Origin of the sequence: Brevundimonas sp. UBA7507, assembly GCF_002478355.1 — a bacterium.
GTDB classification, from domain to species: domain Bacteria; phylum Pseudomonadota; class Alphaproteobacteria; order Caulobacterales; family Caulobacteraceae; genus Brevundimonas; species Brevundimonas diminuta_D.
Genome location: NZ_DLNP01000017.1, coordinates 90053 through 102670, shown reverse-complemented (window position 1 = coordinate 102670; position 12618 = coordinate 90053). Strand labels below are relative to the sequence as shown.

12 protein-coding genes are annotated in these 12618 nt (G+C 68.1%); 5 read left to right on the top strand and 7 right to left on the bottom strand.

What is annotated here, in order from left to right:
• The first annotated feature begins 3 nt into the window (after nucleotides 1-3).
• Together B3D50_RS12660 and B3D50_RS12655 are read left to right on the top strand one after the other, a co-directional pair.
• Nucleotides 4-1314: a hypothetical protein gene (locus B3D50_RS12660; protein ID WP_286951646.1), complete on the top strand. Its 1311-nt coding sequence runs from the start codon at nucleotides 4-6 to the stop codon at nucleotides 1312-1314.
• 62 nt (nucleotides 1315-1376) lie between these two features.
• Complete coding sequence (locus B3D50_RS12655) at nucleotides 1377-1574, top strand: hypothetical protein (RefSeq protein WP_286951644.1); 198 nt, start codon at nucleotides 1377-1379, stop codon at nucleotides 1572-1574.
• A 3-nt stretch (nucleotides 1575-1577) separates the two neighbouring features.
• Here the strand turns inward: B3D50_RS12655 and B3D50_RS12650 are convergent, their stop codons facing one another.
• The 4 genes from B3D50_RS12650 to B3D50_RS12635 all read right to left on the bottom strand — a co-directional run bounded on the left by B3D50_RS12650 (nucleotide 1578) and on the right by B3D50_RS12635 (nucleotide 6100).
• Nucleotides 1578-1952, bottom strand: coding sequence for a GNAT family N-acetyltransferase (locus B3D50_RS12650; RefSeq protein WP_286951641.1), 375 nt, complete (start codon nucleotides 1950-1952; stop codon nucleotides 1578-1580).
• Nucleotides 1953-2084: 132 nt separating this feature from the next.
• Nucleotides 2085-3101, bottom strand: coding sequence for a biotin synthase BioB (gene bioB / locus B3D50_RS12645; protein ID WP_128718944.1), 1017 nt, complete (start codon nucleotides 3099-3101; stop codon nucleotides 2085-2087).
• 67 nt (nucleotides 3102-3168) lie between these two features.
• Nucleotides 3169-4527: a metal-dependent hydrolase family protein gene (locus tag B3D50_RS12640; RefSeq protein WP_286951637.1), complete on the bottom strand. Its 1359-nt coding sequence runs from the start codon at nucleotides 4525-4527 to the stop codon at nucleotides 3169-3171.
• Between the two features lie 79 nt (nucleotides 4528-4606).
• The gene (locus B3D50_RS12635; RefSeq protein ID WP_286951634.1) at nucleotides 4607-6100 is read right to left on the bottom strand and encodes a methyl-accepting chemotaxis protein; all 1494 of its coding nucleotides are present in this window, start codon (nucleotides 6098-6100) and stop codon (nucleotides 4607-4609) included.
• A 235-nt stretch (nucleotides 6101-6335) separates the two neighbouring features.
• Between B3D50_RS12635 and ahcY the strand changes: the two genes are divergently transcribed.
• Complete coding sequence (ahcY, locus tag B3D50_RS12630; RefSeq protein ID WP_286951633.1) at nucleotides 6336-7727, top strand: adenosylhomocysteinase; 1392 nt, start codon at nucleotides 6336-6338, stop codon at nucleotides 7725-7727.
• 64 nt (nucleotides 7728-7791) lie between these two features.
• Here ahcY and B3D50_RS12625 read toward each other — a convergent pair whose 3' ends face one another.
• On the bottom strand, nucleotides 7792-8916 hold the full coding sequence (locus tag B3D50_RS12625; RefSeq protein ID WP_286951631.1) for a hypothetical protein: 1125 nt from the start codon (nucleotides 8914-8916) through the stop codon (nucleotides 7792-7794).
• Between the two features lie 116 nt (nucleotides 8917-9032).
• Nucleotides 9033-11189 carry a TonB-dependent receptor domain-containing protein gene (locus B3D50_RS12620; RefSeq protein WP_286951628.1) on the bottom strand — a complete coding sequence of 719 codons (2157 nt, stop codon included), beginning with the start codon at nucleotides 11187-11189 and terminating at the stop codon, nucleotides 9033-9035.
• Between the two features lie 142 nt (nucleotides 11190-11331).
• On the opposite strand from B3D50_RS12620, the gene B3D50_RS12615 reads away from it, so the two are divergent.
• Together B3D50_RS12615 and B3D50_RS12610 are read left to right on the top strand one after the other, a co-directional pair.
• A complete protein-coding gene (locus tag B3D50_RS12615; protein ID WP_076222851.1) occupies nucleotides 11332-11535 on the top strand; it encodes a twin transmembrane helix small protein in 204 nt (67 codons plus the stop codon).
• Nucleotides 11536-11569: 34 nt separating this feature from the next.
• Nucleotides 11570-12142, top strand: coding sequence for a cob(I)yrinic acid a,c-diamide adenosyltransferase (locus tag B3D50_RS12610; protein ID WP_286951626.1), 573 nt, complete (start codon nucleotides 11570-11572; stop codon nucleotides 12140-12142).
• A gap of 9 nt (nucleotides 12143-12151) precedes the next feature.
• Here B3D50_RS12610 and B3D50_RS12605 read toward each other — a convergent pair whose 3' ends face one another.
• The gene (locus B3D50_RS12605; protein WP_076222848.1) at nucleotides 12152-12493 is read right to left on the bottom strand and encodes a hypothetical protein; all 342 of its coding nucleotides are present in this window, start codon (nucleotides 12491-12493) and stop codon (nucleotides 12152-12154) included.
• Between the last annotated feature and the right edge of the window lie 125 nt (nucleotides 12494-12618).

Genomic DNA, 12618 nt, shown 5'->3' with positions numbered 1-12618 from the left:
GTTATGCCGCTATATCCCGTTTGCAGAGGGCTTGGCCTGGGGGCGGTTCTGTTTCTTGTTTCGGCAGGAGGCGCAGCGGCGCAATCGCGGCTGGACGCGGCGTCGGCGACTGCGGGCTTCGATCAGGCGCAGGCTTTATGCGAAGCTGACGACAGCGGCCTGTGGGGCGTCAGCCTGTGCGGGCCGATGATGCTCGCCGATCCCGCTACGCGCGAATTCATCGCCAATGCTGACGGCGTCCACACGCCGCTGGAACGAAACGGCGAGGTTTTTCAGGGGCGTCTTCCCGACGCCGTGCCGATCGCCAACACGGCCGTGCGCTGGAATGGCCGCGTCTGGACCATGCTGATCGCGCCGCTGACCGGAGACGAGCCCGCGCGGTCGATCCTGTTGATGCACGAAGCCTGGCACCGCATTCAGGATGAGATCGGCCTCAAGGCGGTCAACGCCGATCAGCCGCACCTGGCGACCGAAGCGGGACGGGTGTCGTTGCGCCTGGAACTGAGGGCGTTGTCGGCGGCGCTTTCTGCGACGGACCCGGCCGCGCGCCGCGTCGCCGTTGAGGACGCCCTGGCTTTCCGCGCCTGGCGGCATGCCCGCTTTCCTGAGTCGGAAGCGGCTGAAAACGCCATGGAACGGCACGAAGGGATCGCCGAATACACGGGGCGTCGTCTCTCACGCGACGATGCGATGGTCCGCCATCTGGCCGAACACCTGGGAAAGGGCGACAGGGTGCGGGAATACGCCCGGTCCTTCGCCTATTATACGGGACCGGCCTATGGCGTGCTGTTGGACGGGGCGGCGCCGGAGTGGCGGACGAATTGGGATCGGCGAGAGGGTCTGGCCCTGATGCTGTCGCAGACGTTGGGCCTGTCGCCCGCTTCTGATGACGAATCCTTCGCCGTTCGCGGCGCGCGCTATGATGCAGGGGCGCTTCAGGTCGAGGAGGCCGAGCGGGCGCGGGTGCAGGCGGTCCGCATCGCGCATCTCAGGGCCCGTCTGGCGGACGGTCCCTTGCTGGTCGCGCCGGTGACCGGGGCCAGCTTCAACTTCGATCCCAACCGTGTGACGCCCTTGCCTCCTGAAGGGACGGTTTACGGCGTCATTCGCGTCGCGGCGGACTGGGGTGTTCTGGAGGTCGAGCAGGACGGTCTGTTGTCGACGGACTGGTCGCGCCTGGCGGTGGCTCATGACGGCGTCCTGTCGACGGACGACGGCCTGAAGGGAGAGGGTTGGACGCTGAAGCTCAAGCCGGGGTGGGAGACGGCGCCGGGACCGCGCGAGGGCGACTGGACGATTCGACGCCGCCCCTGACTTCGTCTGATCGACGTCGTGGCGATGGACAGGGGGCGAGGCGGACGTGCTACATCGCGTGCATGAGCATAGACGACGATCACGCCCCCGCCGCCGAACCTGCGGACGCCGTTCCCGGCGAGACGCCCGTGCAGCGGGTGCTGCGGCTCAAGAAGGCGGCGATCGACGCCCGGCCCAAGCCGCCGCGCGGCGGGCGCTTCCAGCGCGAACAGGCGGCGCGTATCAAGAGCGGGGCGTCGCGTCCCTGGATGAGCAAATAGGCGTCAGAGCGTGAGCCGCATGGCGATGCGATCGGTGAGGCCGTGCCGGGCTTGCGCGGCCAAGGCATCGCGCAGATAGGCGGGCGTCGTTTCAGTGGTCAGCACGGCGTAGCCGAGGCGGGCGTATAAGGGGGCGTTCCACGCGACGCCTGCGAACGTCGTCAGCGTCAGGGCGGACAGGGCGCGGGTCTCGGCCTCGCGCCGGGCCGTCTGCATCAGCGCCCGCCCGGCGCCGCGTCCCTGATGGTCGGCGGCGACGGACAACTCCATAACGTGAAGGTCTGCGCCGTCCTCTACGGCGGCGATCAGGAAGCCGATCGGCTGGTCCGCCGCATCGACCGCGACCCAGGACAGGCCCTGCGCGACGGCTGTGCGCATGGGCTTCAGGCCCGGCCGTGCGGTCCTCCGCCAGCCAGGCCAGGTCGGGCAGGGCGCGGAACAGCGTCGCCGCCGACCGCTCCACCGCCTCCAGACGGTCGATGTCCGTTCCGCGCGTCGGGCGGACCCGGATCAATGGGCGTCGCAACCCTTGGCGGGCATCGGCTTCAGGTCCAGCAGGGCGAACAGTTTGGCGTCGTCGTCTTCTTCCGGGTTCGGCGTGGTCAGTAGCTTGCCGCCGACGAAGATGGAGTTGGCGCCCGCCAGGAAGCACAGGGCCTGCATCTCCGGCGTCATGCCTTCGCGACCGGCCGACAGGCGGACCATCGACTTGGGGCAGACCAGGCGGGCGACGGCGACGGTGCGGACGAACTCGATCGGATCGATCTCGCCCTCCTTCAGCACCCGCTCGCCCAGAGGCGTGCCGCCGACGGGGACCAGGGCGTTGACCGGCAGGCTGTCGGGGTGGACGGGCAGGGTGGCCAGGGCGTGCAGCAGACCAGCGCGGTCGCGGCGCTTCTCGCCCATGCCGACGATGCCGCCGCAGCAGGTGTTCATCCCGGCGTCGCGGACGTGCTGCAGCGTCTCCAGCCGGTCCTGATAGGAGCGGGTCGTCACCACCTCGGCGTAGTACTCAGGCCCGGTGTCGAGGTTGTGGTTGTAGTAGTCGAGGCCCGCGTCCTTCAGCTGTTTCGCCTGGTCGGCGTTCAGCATTCCCAGGGTGGCGCAGGTCTCCAGTCCGAGCGCCTTCACGCCCGAGATCATGGCCGCCAGCTTGGGCGTGTCGCGGTCCTTCAACTCGCGCCAGGCGGCGCCCATGCAGAAGCGGCTGGCCCCGCCCGCCTTGGCCGCCATGGCCTCGGCGATGACGGCGGTCGGCTCCATCAGCTTCTCGGCCTTCAGGCCGGTCTTGAAGCTGGCAGATTGCGAGCAGTAGCCGCAGTTCTCGGCGCAGCCGCCGGTCTTGACCGACAGCAGCTGCGACTTCTGGACTTCATTCGGGTCGAAGGTGCGCCGGTGCACCGTCGCGGCCTCGAACACCAGCTCCATGAAGGGGCGGGCGAACAGGGCCTCGACCTCCTCCAGGGTCCAGTCGTGACGGGGGATCGAGAGATCGCGGGCGGGTCGGATCGAAGCGTCGTCAGCCATGGGACGACGGCTTAGCCGCGCGCGCGGGCGCGGCCAAGCCGGAAGTGACGCGTCGCCGTTCTTTGGCTCAGCGTTCGTCCTTGTAGACGCGGCCGTCGCGCATGACGAAGGCCACGGACTTCAGCGTCGTGACGTCGGCCAGCGGGTCGCCCGCCACGGCGATGACGTCGGCGCGTTTGCCCGGCTCCAGCGTGCCGACCTCGGCCGAGACGCCCAGCAGATCGGCGGCGTTGACGGTGGCCGCCTCGATGGCGGTCGCCGGGGTCATGCCGTTCCTGACCATCAGCTCGAACTCATCGGCGTTGCGGCCATGCTTGGACACGCCCGCGTCGGTGCCGAAGGCGATGCGGACGCCCGCCGGGACGGCGCGTTGCAGCGACTGGCCGGTGATCTCGATACGCCAGCGGATCTTGGCCAGGACTTCCGGCGGATAGGCCTCGGGGTCGGCGGCCAGACGCTCCGTGTAGCCGTTCACCACCGACAGGGTCGGGACGTAATAGGCGCGGGTGCGACGCAGCAGCTGCAGGGTCTCGTCGTCGAAGATGGTGCCGTGCTCGACCGAATCGACGCCCATTCTCAGGGCCAGGTTGACGCCGTCGGCGCCGTGGGCGTGGACGGCGACCTTCTTGCCGTAGAGGTGGGCCGTGTCGATCAGGGCCTTGGCCTCGTCGTCGAACATCTGGGCGCCCAGTCCGGCGCCGATGCGGCTGTTGACCCCGCCGGTGGTGGCGATCTTGATGACGTCGACCCCGCGTCCGACCTGAAGACGCACGGCCTCGCGGCAGCTTTCGGCGCCGTTGCAGACGTTGTCGTGGGCCACGTGCTCGCGGAAGTCGTCGTTGAAGCCCAGACGCCCGTCCATGTGGCCGGAGGTGGTCGAGATGCTGTTCCCGGCGTCGATGATGCGCGGTCCGGCCAGGCGGTGCGCCGCCGTCTCCTCGCGCAGGGCCAGGGTGACGCCGCCGCTGTCGCCCAGATTCCGCACGGTGGTGAAGCCCGCCATCAGCGTCTTGCGGGCGTTCATGGCGGCGCTGTAGGCGCGCGAGGGCAGGTTGTCGGTGATCTCGGCCAGGAAGCCCGCTTGACCGGCCACGTCGGACACCAGGTGCACATGGCTGTCGATCAGGCCGGGCAGGACGAAGCGGTCGCGCTGGTCCACCACCACGGCGCCGGGGAAGGCGGCGGCGTCGACGAAGCCGTCGCGGATCTCGACCACCTTGCCGTCGCGCACCACCAGGGTGGACGGCCCGCGCGGGGCCTGGCCGGGACGATCCAGCAGGCGCCCCGCCTGGATCAGGGTCACGACGCCCGGCGCGGGCGCGGCGCCCGTCGGCGCGACGGGCGTGGCGGTCTGGGCGGCTGCGGGCGCGCCCGCGGCCGCCAGGGCCAGGGCGCAGGCGGCCGTCGTCAGCAAGGTCTTCGTCATGGATACTCCCCCCTCGAAACTCGGGGAGAGTGTTAGCCCGCGTCCGTCGCCTGACGCCAGTCGGATTTGCGTCTGCGGATCAGGCGACCAGGCGGGGGCCCGTCGCGGCGGCGCCGGCGGCGACCGAGCGGTCCAGACGGAAGCGGCCGACCTGCTGGTTCAGGCTGACGGCCTCATTGGCCAGCTGACGGGCGGCGGCGGTGGCCTCTTCGGTCATGGCGGCGTTCTGCTGGGTGATGTCGTCCATCTCGCCCATGGCGCGGCGGACGCGCGCCAGGCCGTCGGCCTGTTCCTGAGCCGAGCCGGCGATGCCGCCCGCCAGACCGTCGACGGCCGAGACCTTGGCGCCGATGCGCTCCAGCGCCGCGCCGGTGCGTTCGACCAGGTCGACGCCGCGCGCCACCTGGGCCGAGGAGGTGGAGATCAGGGTGCGGATCTCGCCCGAGGCCTCGGACGAGCGCTGGGCCAGGGCGCGCACTTCCTGGGCCACCACGGCGAAGCCGCGCCCGGCGTCGCCGGCGCGGGCGGCCTCGACCCCGGCGTTGAGGGCCAGCAGGTTGGTCTGGAAGGCGATCTCGTCGATCAGGCTGGTGAAGCGGGCGATCTCGGTCGAGGATTCGGCGATGGCGTGGATGGCGGATACGGCGTCGCCGACCACCTGGGTCGTGTGCTCGACATCGGCGCGGGCGGCGGCCAGAGCCTCGGCGGTCTGGCGCGCGCCGTCGGCGGTCGAGGCGACCTGGCGGGCGATGGCGTCGGCCTCGTTGACGGTGCGCTCCAGATTGGCGGCCTGACGCTCGGTGCGGCTGGCCAGGTCTTCGGAGGCGACGGCCAACTGGCTGGACCCGGCGCTCAGGCTCTCGACGCTGTCGGCCACGGCGCGCACGGCGGTGCGCAGAGCGCGGGTCGCGGCGTGGAAGTCGTTCTGAAGCGAGCGGTATTCCTCGGGGAAGACGTCCGGGATGGTCACGGACAGATCGTTGTCGGCCAGGCTGTGCAGGGCGGCGCCCAGGGCGCGCACGACCTCGGCCTGGCGGGCTTCGGCGGCGTCGTGCTCGGCCTGCACGCGGTCGCGTTCTTCCTGCAGCGCGTCCAGATAGATGGAGATGGCCAGGTCCATGTCCAGCATGACCCGCTGGTTGAGCTCGGCCAGGGCTTCGGCGGTGATGCGGTCGTGCGCGCGGCGGTTGGCGAACAGCTTCCTGGGGCGTTCGACCACGGCGCGGGTCAGGTGGGCCAGGATGACGCTGTAGCCGCCGATGTACCAGCGCGGCTCCAGACCGATGCGGGCGTGGACGCGGCCGATGGTGCGCACCGAGGCGGCGTAGTCTTCGTCGGCGCGGCCGTCGATGATGGCGGCCCAGTGGCGCTGCTGGGCGTTGCTGGCCGCGGTGATGTGGCCTTCGTCACGGAAGAAGCGGCGGGTCTCGGGCTCGGCGCGCACCTTGTCGTAGAAGGCGGCCAGGGCCTGGGGCACGGCCTGACGCAGCAGGCCCGAGATGGCGCTGTAACCGGCGGACGGCCGACCCAGCCCCATGAAGTTCATGCGACGGTCGATCTCGTGGGAAGCCATGACGCAAACTCGTTTCAACGGCAGGGCGGGGGAGAGCCCTAATACCCCTTGTCACCAAGAGGGTATTGGCCGGGTTAAGCCCGGATTGCGTAGATTCCCTTAACCGCTTCGGAGGGCCCGCGATTCAGGCGGTTGACCGCTCATATAAAGACATCCTTATGTCTTGATTGCTCCCGCCGCCGCGCCGCGCTATAGCGACGGCGATCCCCCGACAGTGGCCGAAAGACATTTCTGCATGACCGACTACATCGTCCGCGACATCTCCCTGGCCGACTTCGGCAACAAGGAAATCGCCATCGCCGAAACCGAGATGCCGGGCCTGATGGCGCTGCGCGCGGAATACGGCGCGTCCCAGCCGCTGAAGGGCGCCCGCATCGCCGGCAGCCTGCACATGACCATCCAGACGGCCGTGCTGATCCAGACGCTGGAAGCCCTGGGCGCCGAAGTGCGCTGGGCCTCGTGCAACATCTTCTCGACCCAGGACCACGCCGCCGCCGCCATCGCCGCGTCGGGCACGCCGGTCTTCGCCTTCAAGGGCGAGACCCTGGTTGAATATTGGGAATACGCCCACAAGATCTTCGAGTGGGCCGACGGCGGCTACCCGAACCTGATCCTGGACGACGGCGGCGACGCCACCCTGCTGTGCGTGCTGGGTCCGAAGGCCGAGAAGGACGCCTCCGTCCTGGACAACCCGCAGAACGAGGAAGAGGAAGCCCTCTTCTCGGTCATGAAGCGCTATCTGAAGGAAAAGCCGGGCTTCTATTCGGCCATCCGCGACGCCATCGGCGGCGTGTCGGAAGAGACGACCACGGGCGTCCACCGCCTGTATCAGATGGCCGAGCGCGGCGAGCTGCCGTTCCCGGCGATCAACGTCAACGACAGCGTCACCAAGTCGAAGTTCGACAACCTGTACGGCTGCCGTGAGAGCCTGGTCGACGCCATTCGTCGCGGCACCGACGTCATGCTGTCGGGCAAGGTGGCGGTGGTCTGCGGCTACGGCGACGTGGGCAAGGGTTCGGCGGCTTCGCTCCGCAACGGCGGCGCACGCGTCATCGTGACGGAGATCGACCCGATCTGCGCCCTGCAGGCGGCGATGGAAGGCTATGAGGTCCAGACCCTGGAAGACGTCGCCGACAAGGCCGACATCTTCGTCACCACGACGGGCAACAAGGACGTCATCCGCGTCGAGCACATGCGCGCCATGCGCAACAACGCCATCGTCTGCAACATCGGCCACTTCGACTCGGAAATTCAGGTCGCGGGCCTGAAGAACTTCAAGTGGGACAAGATCAAGGATCAGGTCCACCACGTCGAGTTCCCTGACGGCAAGAAGATCATCCTGCTGTCGGAAGGCCGTCTGGTGAATCTGGGCAACGCCACGGGCCACCCGTCCTTCGTGATGTCGGCGTCCTTCACCAACCAGACGCTGGCCCAGATCGAGCTGTGGACCAACGCCAAGGCCTACGACAACAAGGTCTACACCCTGCCCAAGCACCTGGACGAGAAGGTCGCCTTCCTGCACCTGGCCAAGCTGGGCGCCAAGCTGACGACGCTGAGCCAGGATCAGGCCGACTACATCTCGGTGCCGGTCGAGGGGCCGTTCAAGCCCGAACACTACCGCTACTGAGACCTGTCTCGGGTCTGAAAGACAGAACCCCGGGCCGGCGACGGCGCGGGGTTTTCTTTTGGGCTTACGCCGCGATGTCGCGTGGGTCGAATTCGTCGGGCCCCCGGCCCATCAGGCCGGTTTCGAAGTCCATGAAGATGTCGATCAACTCCTCCACCCCGACCGGCGGCGCCTTGGGGTTGAAGCGGAAGCGCCAGAAGCTGACGATGTGCTGCACCGCCCCCAGCTGGTCGCCCAAGCGGGTGAACAGGGCGGGCGCCTCCAGCAGGAAGTCGCGGAACGCCACCGGATTGCCCTCGCGCGTCAGCCCCGCATAGGCGTCGTCGTAGTAGCGTAGGGTGCGGCTGACCTCTTCGCAGGTCCTCATGATGCGGCCGCGCAGCACGCCGCGTCCGCGCGCGATATAGTCCTTGGCCGCCTGATCGCTGGGGCCGGCGGGCTGGATCGTGCCCACTTCGTCGGCCACATGGACGATGTCGGCCATCAGACTGGCGAGCGACCATTTGTAGTAGAGGAAGCCCTTCCAGCAGAAGACGCCCTCCTGATACTGCTCGGGCTCCAGCTTCAGCGTCAGGCGCAGCGCCTCCAGCCGGTCGCCGGGGGCGTTGGACAGGATCTTCGACGCCATGCGGGCGGTTGAACCGGCGGCCACCACCCCGTCGCCGACGCTGAGCGTGACCAGAGGCTCGATCTCCTTCTGGACGAACTCCAGCATACGCTCCAGATCGGCCTCGCTGAGGGCGAAATAGCAGGGGGCGGCGTCCACATTTCCGCGCCGCAGCTGTTCGCGCAGCAGGAAGGGGTCCAGCGACGGCAGCTGATCCATCAGCCGCAGGGTCTTCAGGTCCGGGTGGTCGGGGTCGACGCCGAAGGCCTCGTGCATGGCGCGCTCGAAGCCGATCTGGTTGACGAAGATGAAGCGGCCGCCGGTCTTCAGGTCGGTGCTGTCGATCGGCACCACGATCTTGGTCGCCACTTGCCGACGGCCCGGAAAGGCGTCGGTCTCATTGCGCCGCAGCCGGTGCTTGATGATCAGGGCGCGATTCAGGGCCGGGCTGCGGAACATGGGGCGCTCGGCCCAGTCGTCGCTGTCGCCGTGCTCGTCATAGACCTTGAGCAGATTCAGCACGCGCGCCGTCGAGGCGGTGCGGCGCAGGTGTTCGAGGTTGCGGATGGCGCGATCAGTCATGACGGCCACCCTGCCAGCCAAAAATGACCAACGGCTTAGTTTGGCGCAGGTCAAAAAAACGGGCCGCTTCCTTCAAGGAGGCGGCCCGGTCAGTCGGGGAGGAAACTGAAGAGGGGTTAGAAGGTCGTCGTCACCGACACCCAAAGACGACGCGGCTCCTGATTGTTGGCGTATTCCGGCGAATAGGCGACCGGCGCGCCATAGGGAGCCAGACGGACGAAGTCCTTGTCGAACAGGTTGTAGACGGCCGCATTGAGGGTCACGCGGTCATTGACTTCGTACGAGCCGCCGATGTGGAACAGCTCATAGGCCTTGAAGTCGCCCAGGGCGTCGCGGGCGGCGCCCTCCCCGCGCCAGCGCTCCGAGCGGTATTCGCCGCGCAGCCAGGTCGACAGACGGTCGGTGGCCTGCCAGCGCAGCTGGGCGTTGATCATGTGCTCGGGCGTATCGGTCAGGGGGCGGCCGGCCTGCGCGCCGGTCTTCTGCTCGCTGTCGGTGTAGGTGTAGTTGCCGTGCAGGCTCCAGGCCTCCGCGAAGCGCCAGCGGGCGACGACTTCCAGGCCCTGAGTCGTGGCCTCGTCGATGTTCACGCTCTGGCCGAACTCCTTGATCGCCGACCAGAAGCCGACGTCGGCGCAACCCGTCTTGGAGTAGTCGCCGGCGTCGTATTGGGCCTGGGTCAGGCCGAAGGTGCAGTTGGCGATCGGCTGGCCGGAGGCGATCTTGTCCTCGAAGTCGTTGCGGAAGACGGTGGCGTTGGCGCGGAAGGTCGAGCCGTTGTCGAAATAGACGCCGAACTCATAGGCCACGCTGGTTTCCGGCTTCAGGCCGGGGCTGCCGATCAGCGGCAGGGCGCCCTGGCGGCCGAAGCCGTTGATGCCGGGGGTCAGCTGTTCCAGGCGCGGGGTCTTGTAGCCGCCGCTGACGCCGCCCTTCAGGGTCCATTGCTCATTGGCGTTCCACACCAGATAGGCGCGCGGGCTGACGTGGTCGCCGAAGCTGGAGTGGTCGTCGTAGCGGAGGCCGACGGTCAGGGCCAGGTCGTCTCGCAGCCGCCATTCGTCCTCGGCGAATAGGGCCCCTTGCTCGAAGGTGAAGGCGCCGGCCGCCACGCCGTCGGTCATTTCGGCGTCCATGTACTGGCCGCCGACGGTGAAGGTGTGGTTGCGCCACTGGCTGTTCAGCTTGGTGTCGAACAGGGTGGTCGTGGTCTCCAGGGTGCGGTCGCCCCCGGCGCCGGGCACGCCGCGGGGGATGATGCGGCCGACCGTCTCGGTCTTGTTGTGCGACAGGGTGGATTCCAGCGTGCCGAAATCCAGACGCCAATTGTGCGCCAGAAGGTACTGCTCGCGGTTGAATTCCAGGAAGTCCTTGTAGCCGCCGGCGACGGTGTTGGTGCCCATCTGGCCCTTGGCGTTGTCGTACCACTGGCCGGCCGCGTCGACGTCCAGCCACAGGTCGTGGTCCGCGTTCGGCGTCAGGCTGAGGCGGGCGCCCAGGGTCCAGATCTCATAGGCGGTGGCGCTGCGGCCGAAGCCGGTGACGTCGACCTCGTTTCCGTTCACGTCGCGGTATTTCAGGTCCGACTGTTCGCGCTCGGACCAGGAGCCGCGCAGGGCCAGGCCCAGGCGGTCGGCGATCAGCGGACCTGAAGCGTAGCCGTTGATCCCCCAGAAGTCGCCGAACTCGTCGTCGCCTTGCAGGGTGTAGTTGGCCGAGGCGGAGCCGGTCCAGGCGTCGCCCACCTTGCGGGTGATGATGTTGACGACCCCGCCCATCGCGTCCGAGCCGTAGAGGGTGGCGACCGGGCCGCGCACCACCTCAATGCGGTCGATGGCCGAGACCGGCGGCAGGAAGCTGTTGGCCGTTTCGCCGAAGCCGTTCGGGGTCACGCTGCCGGCCGTGTTCTGGCGGCGGCCGTCGATCAGGATCAGGGTGTAGTCCGAGCCCATGCCGCGGATGTTGATGGTCTGGCCGCCGGTCTTGCCGACGCCCGAACCCGTGTCGACGCCCTCGATGTTGTTCAGGATCTCGGCGATCGAGGCGGCGCGGATCTCTTGGATCTCCTCGCGCGGCAGGACGCTGATTGAGGCGGGCGCCTGGGTGATCTTCTGCTCGAAGCCCGAGGCGGTGACGACCACGTCGGCGACCTTGTGCGTCTGCTCCATCATGTCCGCGGTCTCGTCAGCCAGGGCGGGCGCGCCGGCGCCCACAGTCATCAGAGCGGTGGCGGCCAGCAGGGACGAACGGCGGGACGTGCGGGAAGGGGACATTCGGGGAGGGAGCCTTTAAAATGAGAACGCCTCTCAACAGCGTTCGCATTCTCAACGCAATAGGGGTGTGCGAATAGGTCGCAATTGCGATCTCGTTTCGACATGTCTGGCGCGGGATGGCGGGCGGGCCTAAGAAGCGGTCATGGACCTCATCGACATTCTGATCCTGATCGCCGTGGCCGGCGTCGTCGTCACCCTGGGCTTCGGCCTCTACAACCTGAACAAGGGCGGGGAAGGCGCGAGCGTCCGCTCGAACAAGCTGATGCGGCTGCGGATCATCCTTCAGGCGGTGGCGGTGCTGCTGCTGATGGTCGGCATGTGGCTGAAGCGGACGCACGCGGGCTGAGGCGCGCGCCAACAGGAACAGGGGAGGGCGCGTCATGGTGACGCTGAACAAGATCTACACCCGCACCGGCGACGCCGGGCAGACGCGGCTGGCCTCGGGCGCTCCGGTGTCCAAGACCGATGCGCGGGTCGAGGCCTATGGCGCGGTGGACGAACTGAACGCCGTCATCGGCGTGGCGCGCCTGAACAGCGGCCAGAACGACCGCATCGACGCCATGCTGGGCCGCATCCAGAACGAGCTGTTCGACCTGGGCGCCGATCTGGCCACGCCGATGGAGCCGGCGCCCCAGTGGGAGGCCCTGCGCATCATCGCCTCCCAGGTCGAGCGGCTGGAATCAGAGATCGACTGGATGAATGAGAGCCTCAAGCCGCTGGACAGCTTCATCCTGTCGGGCGGCTCACCGTTGTCGGCGCATCTGCACCTGGCGCGCACCGTGTGCCGCCGGGCCGAGCGCGAGGCCGTGCGTCTGATGGAAGCGGGCGAGGTCGTGAACCCTGAGGCGGTGCGTTACCTCAACCGCCTGTCGGACCTGCTGTTCGTCGCCGCCCGCCGCGCCAACGCCAATGGCGCGGGCGATGTCCTGTGGCGGCCCGGCGCGACGCGCTGAGGCGCGGGCCTACTGCGACCGCAGGGCGTTCACCCGCTCGCGCTCGGCCTCGGTGGCGGCGGCGCGGGCGCGCTTCTGGGCGTTGACCTGATCTTCGAGGACCAGCAGCTCCTGATTGGCCTTGTTCGAGGCCTCGGCGCGCGTCGTGCCCGCCGGACGGCCGGTGATGTCGGGGATGTAGATGGGCTGGGCGCAGATGCGCGTCTCCAGATCGTACCAATAGCCCTTGGCCGCGCAGCGCTCGCCCGGATCGACCCAGAAACGCTGCAGGATGAACACCCCCGCCAGCGTCACCGCGAACAGGCTGAAGAAGATGAAGCTGAGGCGCCGGATCGTCAGGAAGCGTTTCATGCCCGTCTCAATAGATCAAAAATGCGTCCGCGACACGACCGCAGTTCACGTAGCGTTACGTTGACAGGCTCGTTTCGTCGGTCCAATCCCTCGACCGACATTTCGATGACCAAGTGGATAGGCTC

Bases quoted from the DNA above. Each gene is read 5' to 3' on its own strand.
- B3D50_RS12660 (WP_286951646.1), top strand. From the start codon at position 4: ATGCCGCTATATCCCGTTTGCAGAGGGCTTGGCCTGGGGGCGGTTCTG.
- B3D50_RS12655 (WP_286951644.1), top strand. From the start codon at position 1,377: ATGAGCATAGACGACGATCACGCCCCCGCCGCCGAACCTGCGGACGCC.
- B3D50_RS12650 (WP_286951641.1), bottom strand. From the start codon at position 1,952: ATGCGCACAGCCGTCGCGCAGGGCCTGTCCTGGGTCGCGGTCGATGCG.
- bioB (WP_128718944.1), bottom strand. From the start codon at position 3,101: ATGGCTGACGACGCTTCGATCCGACCCGCCCGCGATCTCTCGATCCCC.
- B3D50_RS12640 (WP_286951637.1), bottom strand. From the start codon at position 4,527: ATGACGAAGACCTTGCTGACGACGGCCGCCTGCGCCCTGGCCCTGGCG.
- B3D50_RS12635 (WP_286951634.1), bottom strand. From the start codon at position 6,100: ATGGCTTCCCACGAGATCGACCGTCGCATGAACTTCATGGGGCTGGGT.
- ahcY (WP_286951633.1), top strand. From the start codon at position 6,336: ATGACCGACTACATCGTCCGCGACATCTCCCTGGCCGACTTCGGCAAC.
- B3D50_RS12625 (WP_286951631.1), bottom strand. From the start codon at position 8,916: ATGACTGATCGCGCCATCCGCAACCTCGAACACCTGCGCCGCACCGCC.
- B3D50_RS12620 (WP_286951628.1), bottom strand. From the start codon at position 11,189: ATGTCCCCTTCCCGCACGTCCCGCCGTTCGTCCCTGCTGGCCGCCACC.
- B3D50_RS12615 (WP_076222851.1), top strand. From the start codon at position 11,332: ATGGACCTCATCGACATTCTGATCCTGATCGCCGTGGCCGGCGTCGTC.
- B3D50_RS12610 (WP_286951626.1), top strand. From the start codon at position 11,570: ATGGTGACGCTGAACAAGATCTACACCCGCACCGGCGACGCCGGGCAG.
- B3D50_RS12605 (WP_076222848.1), bottom strand. From the start codon at position 12,493: ATGAAACGCTTCCTGACGATCCGGCGCCTCAGCTTCATCTTCTTCAGC.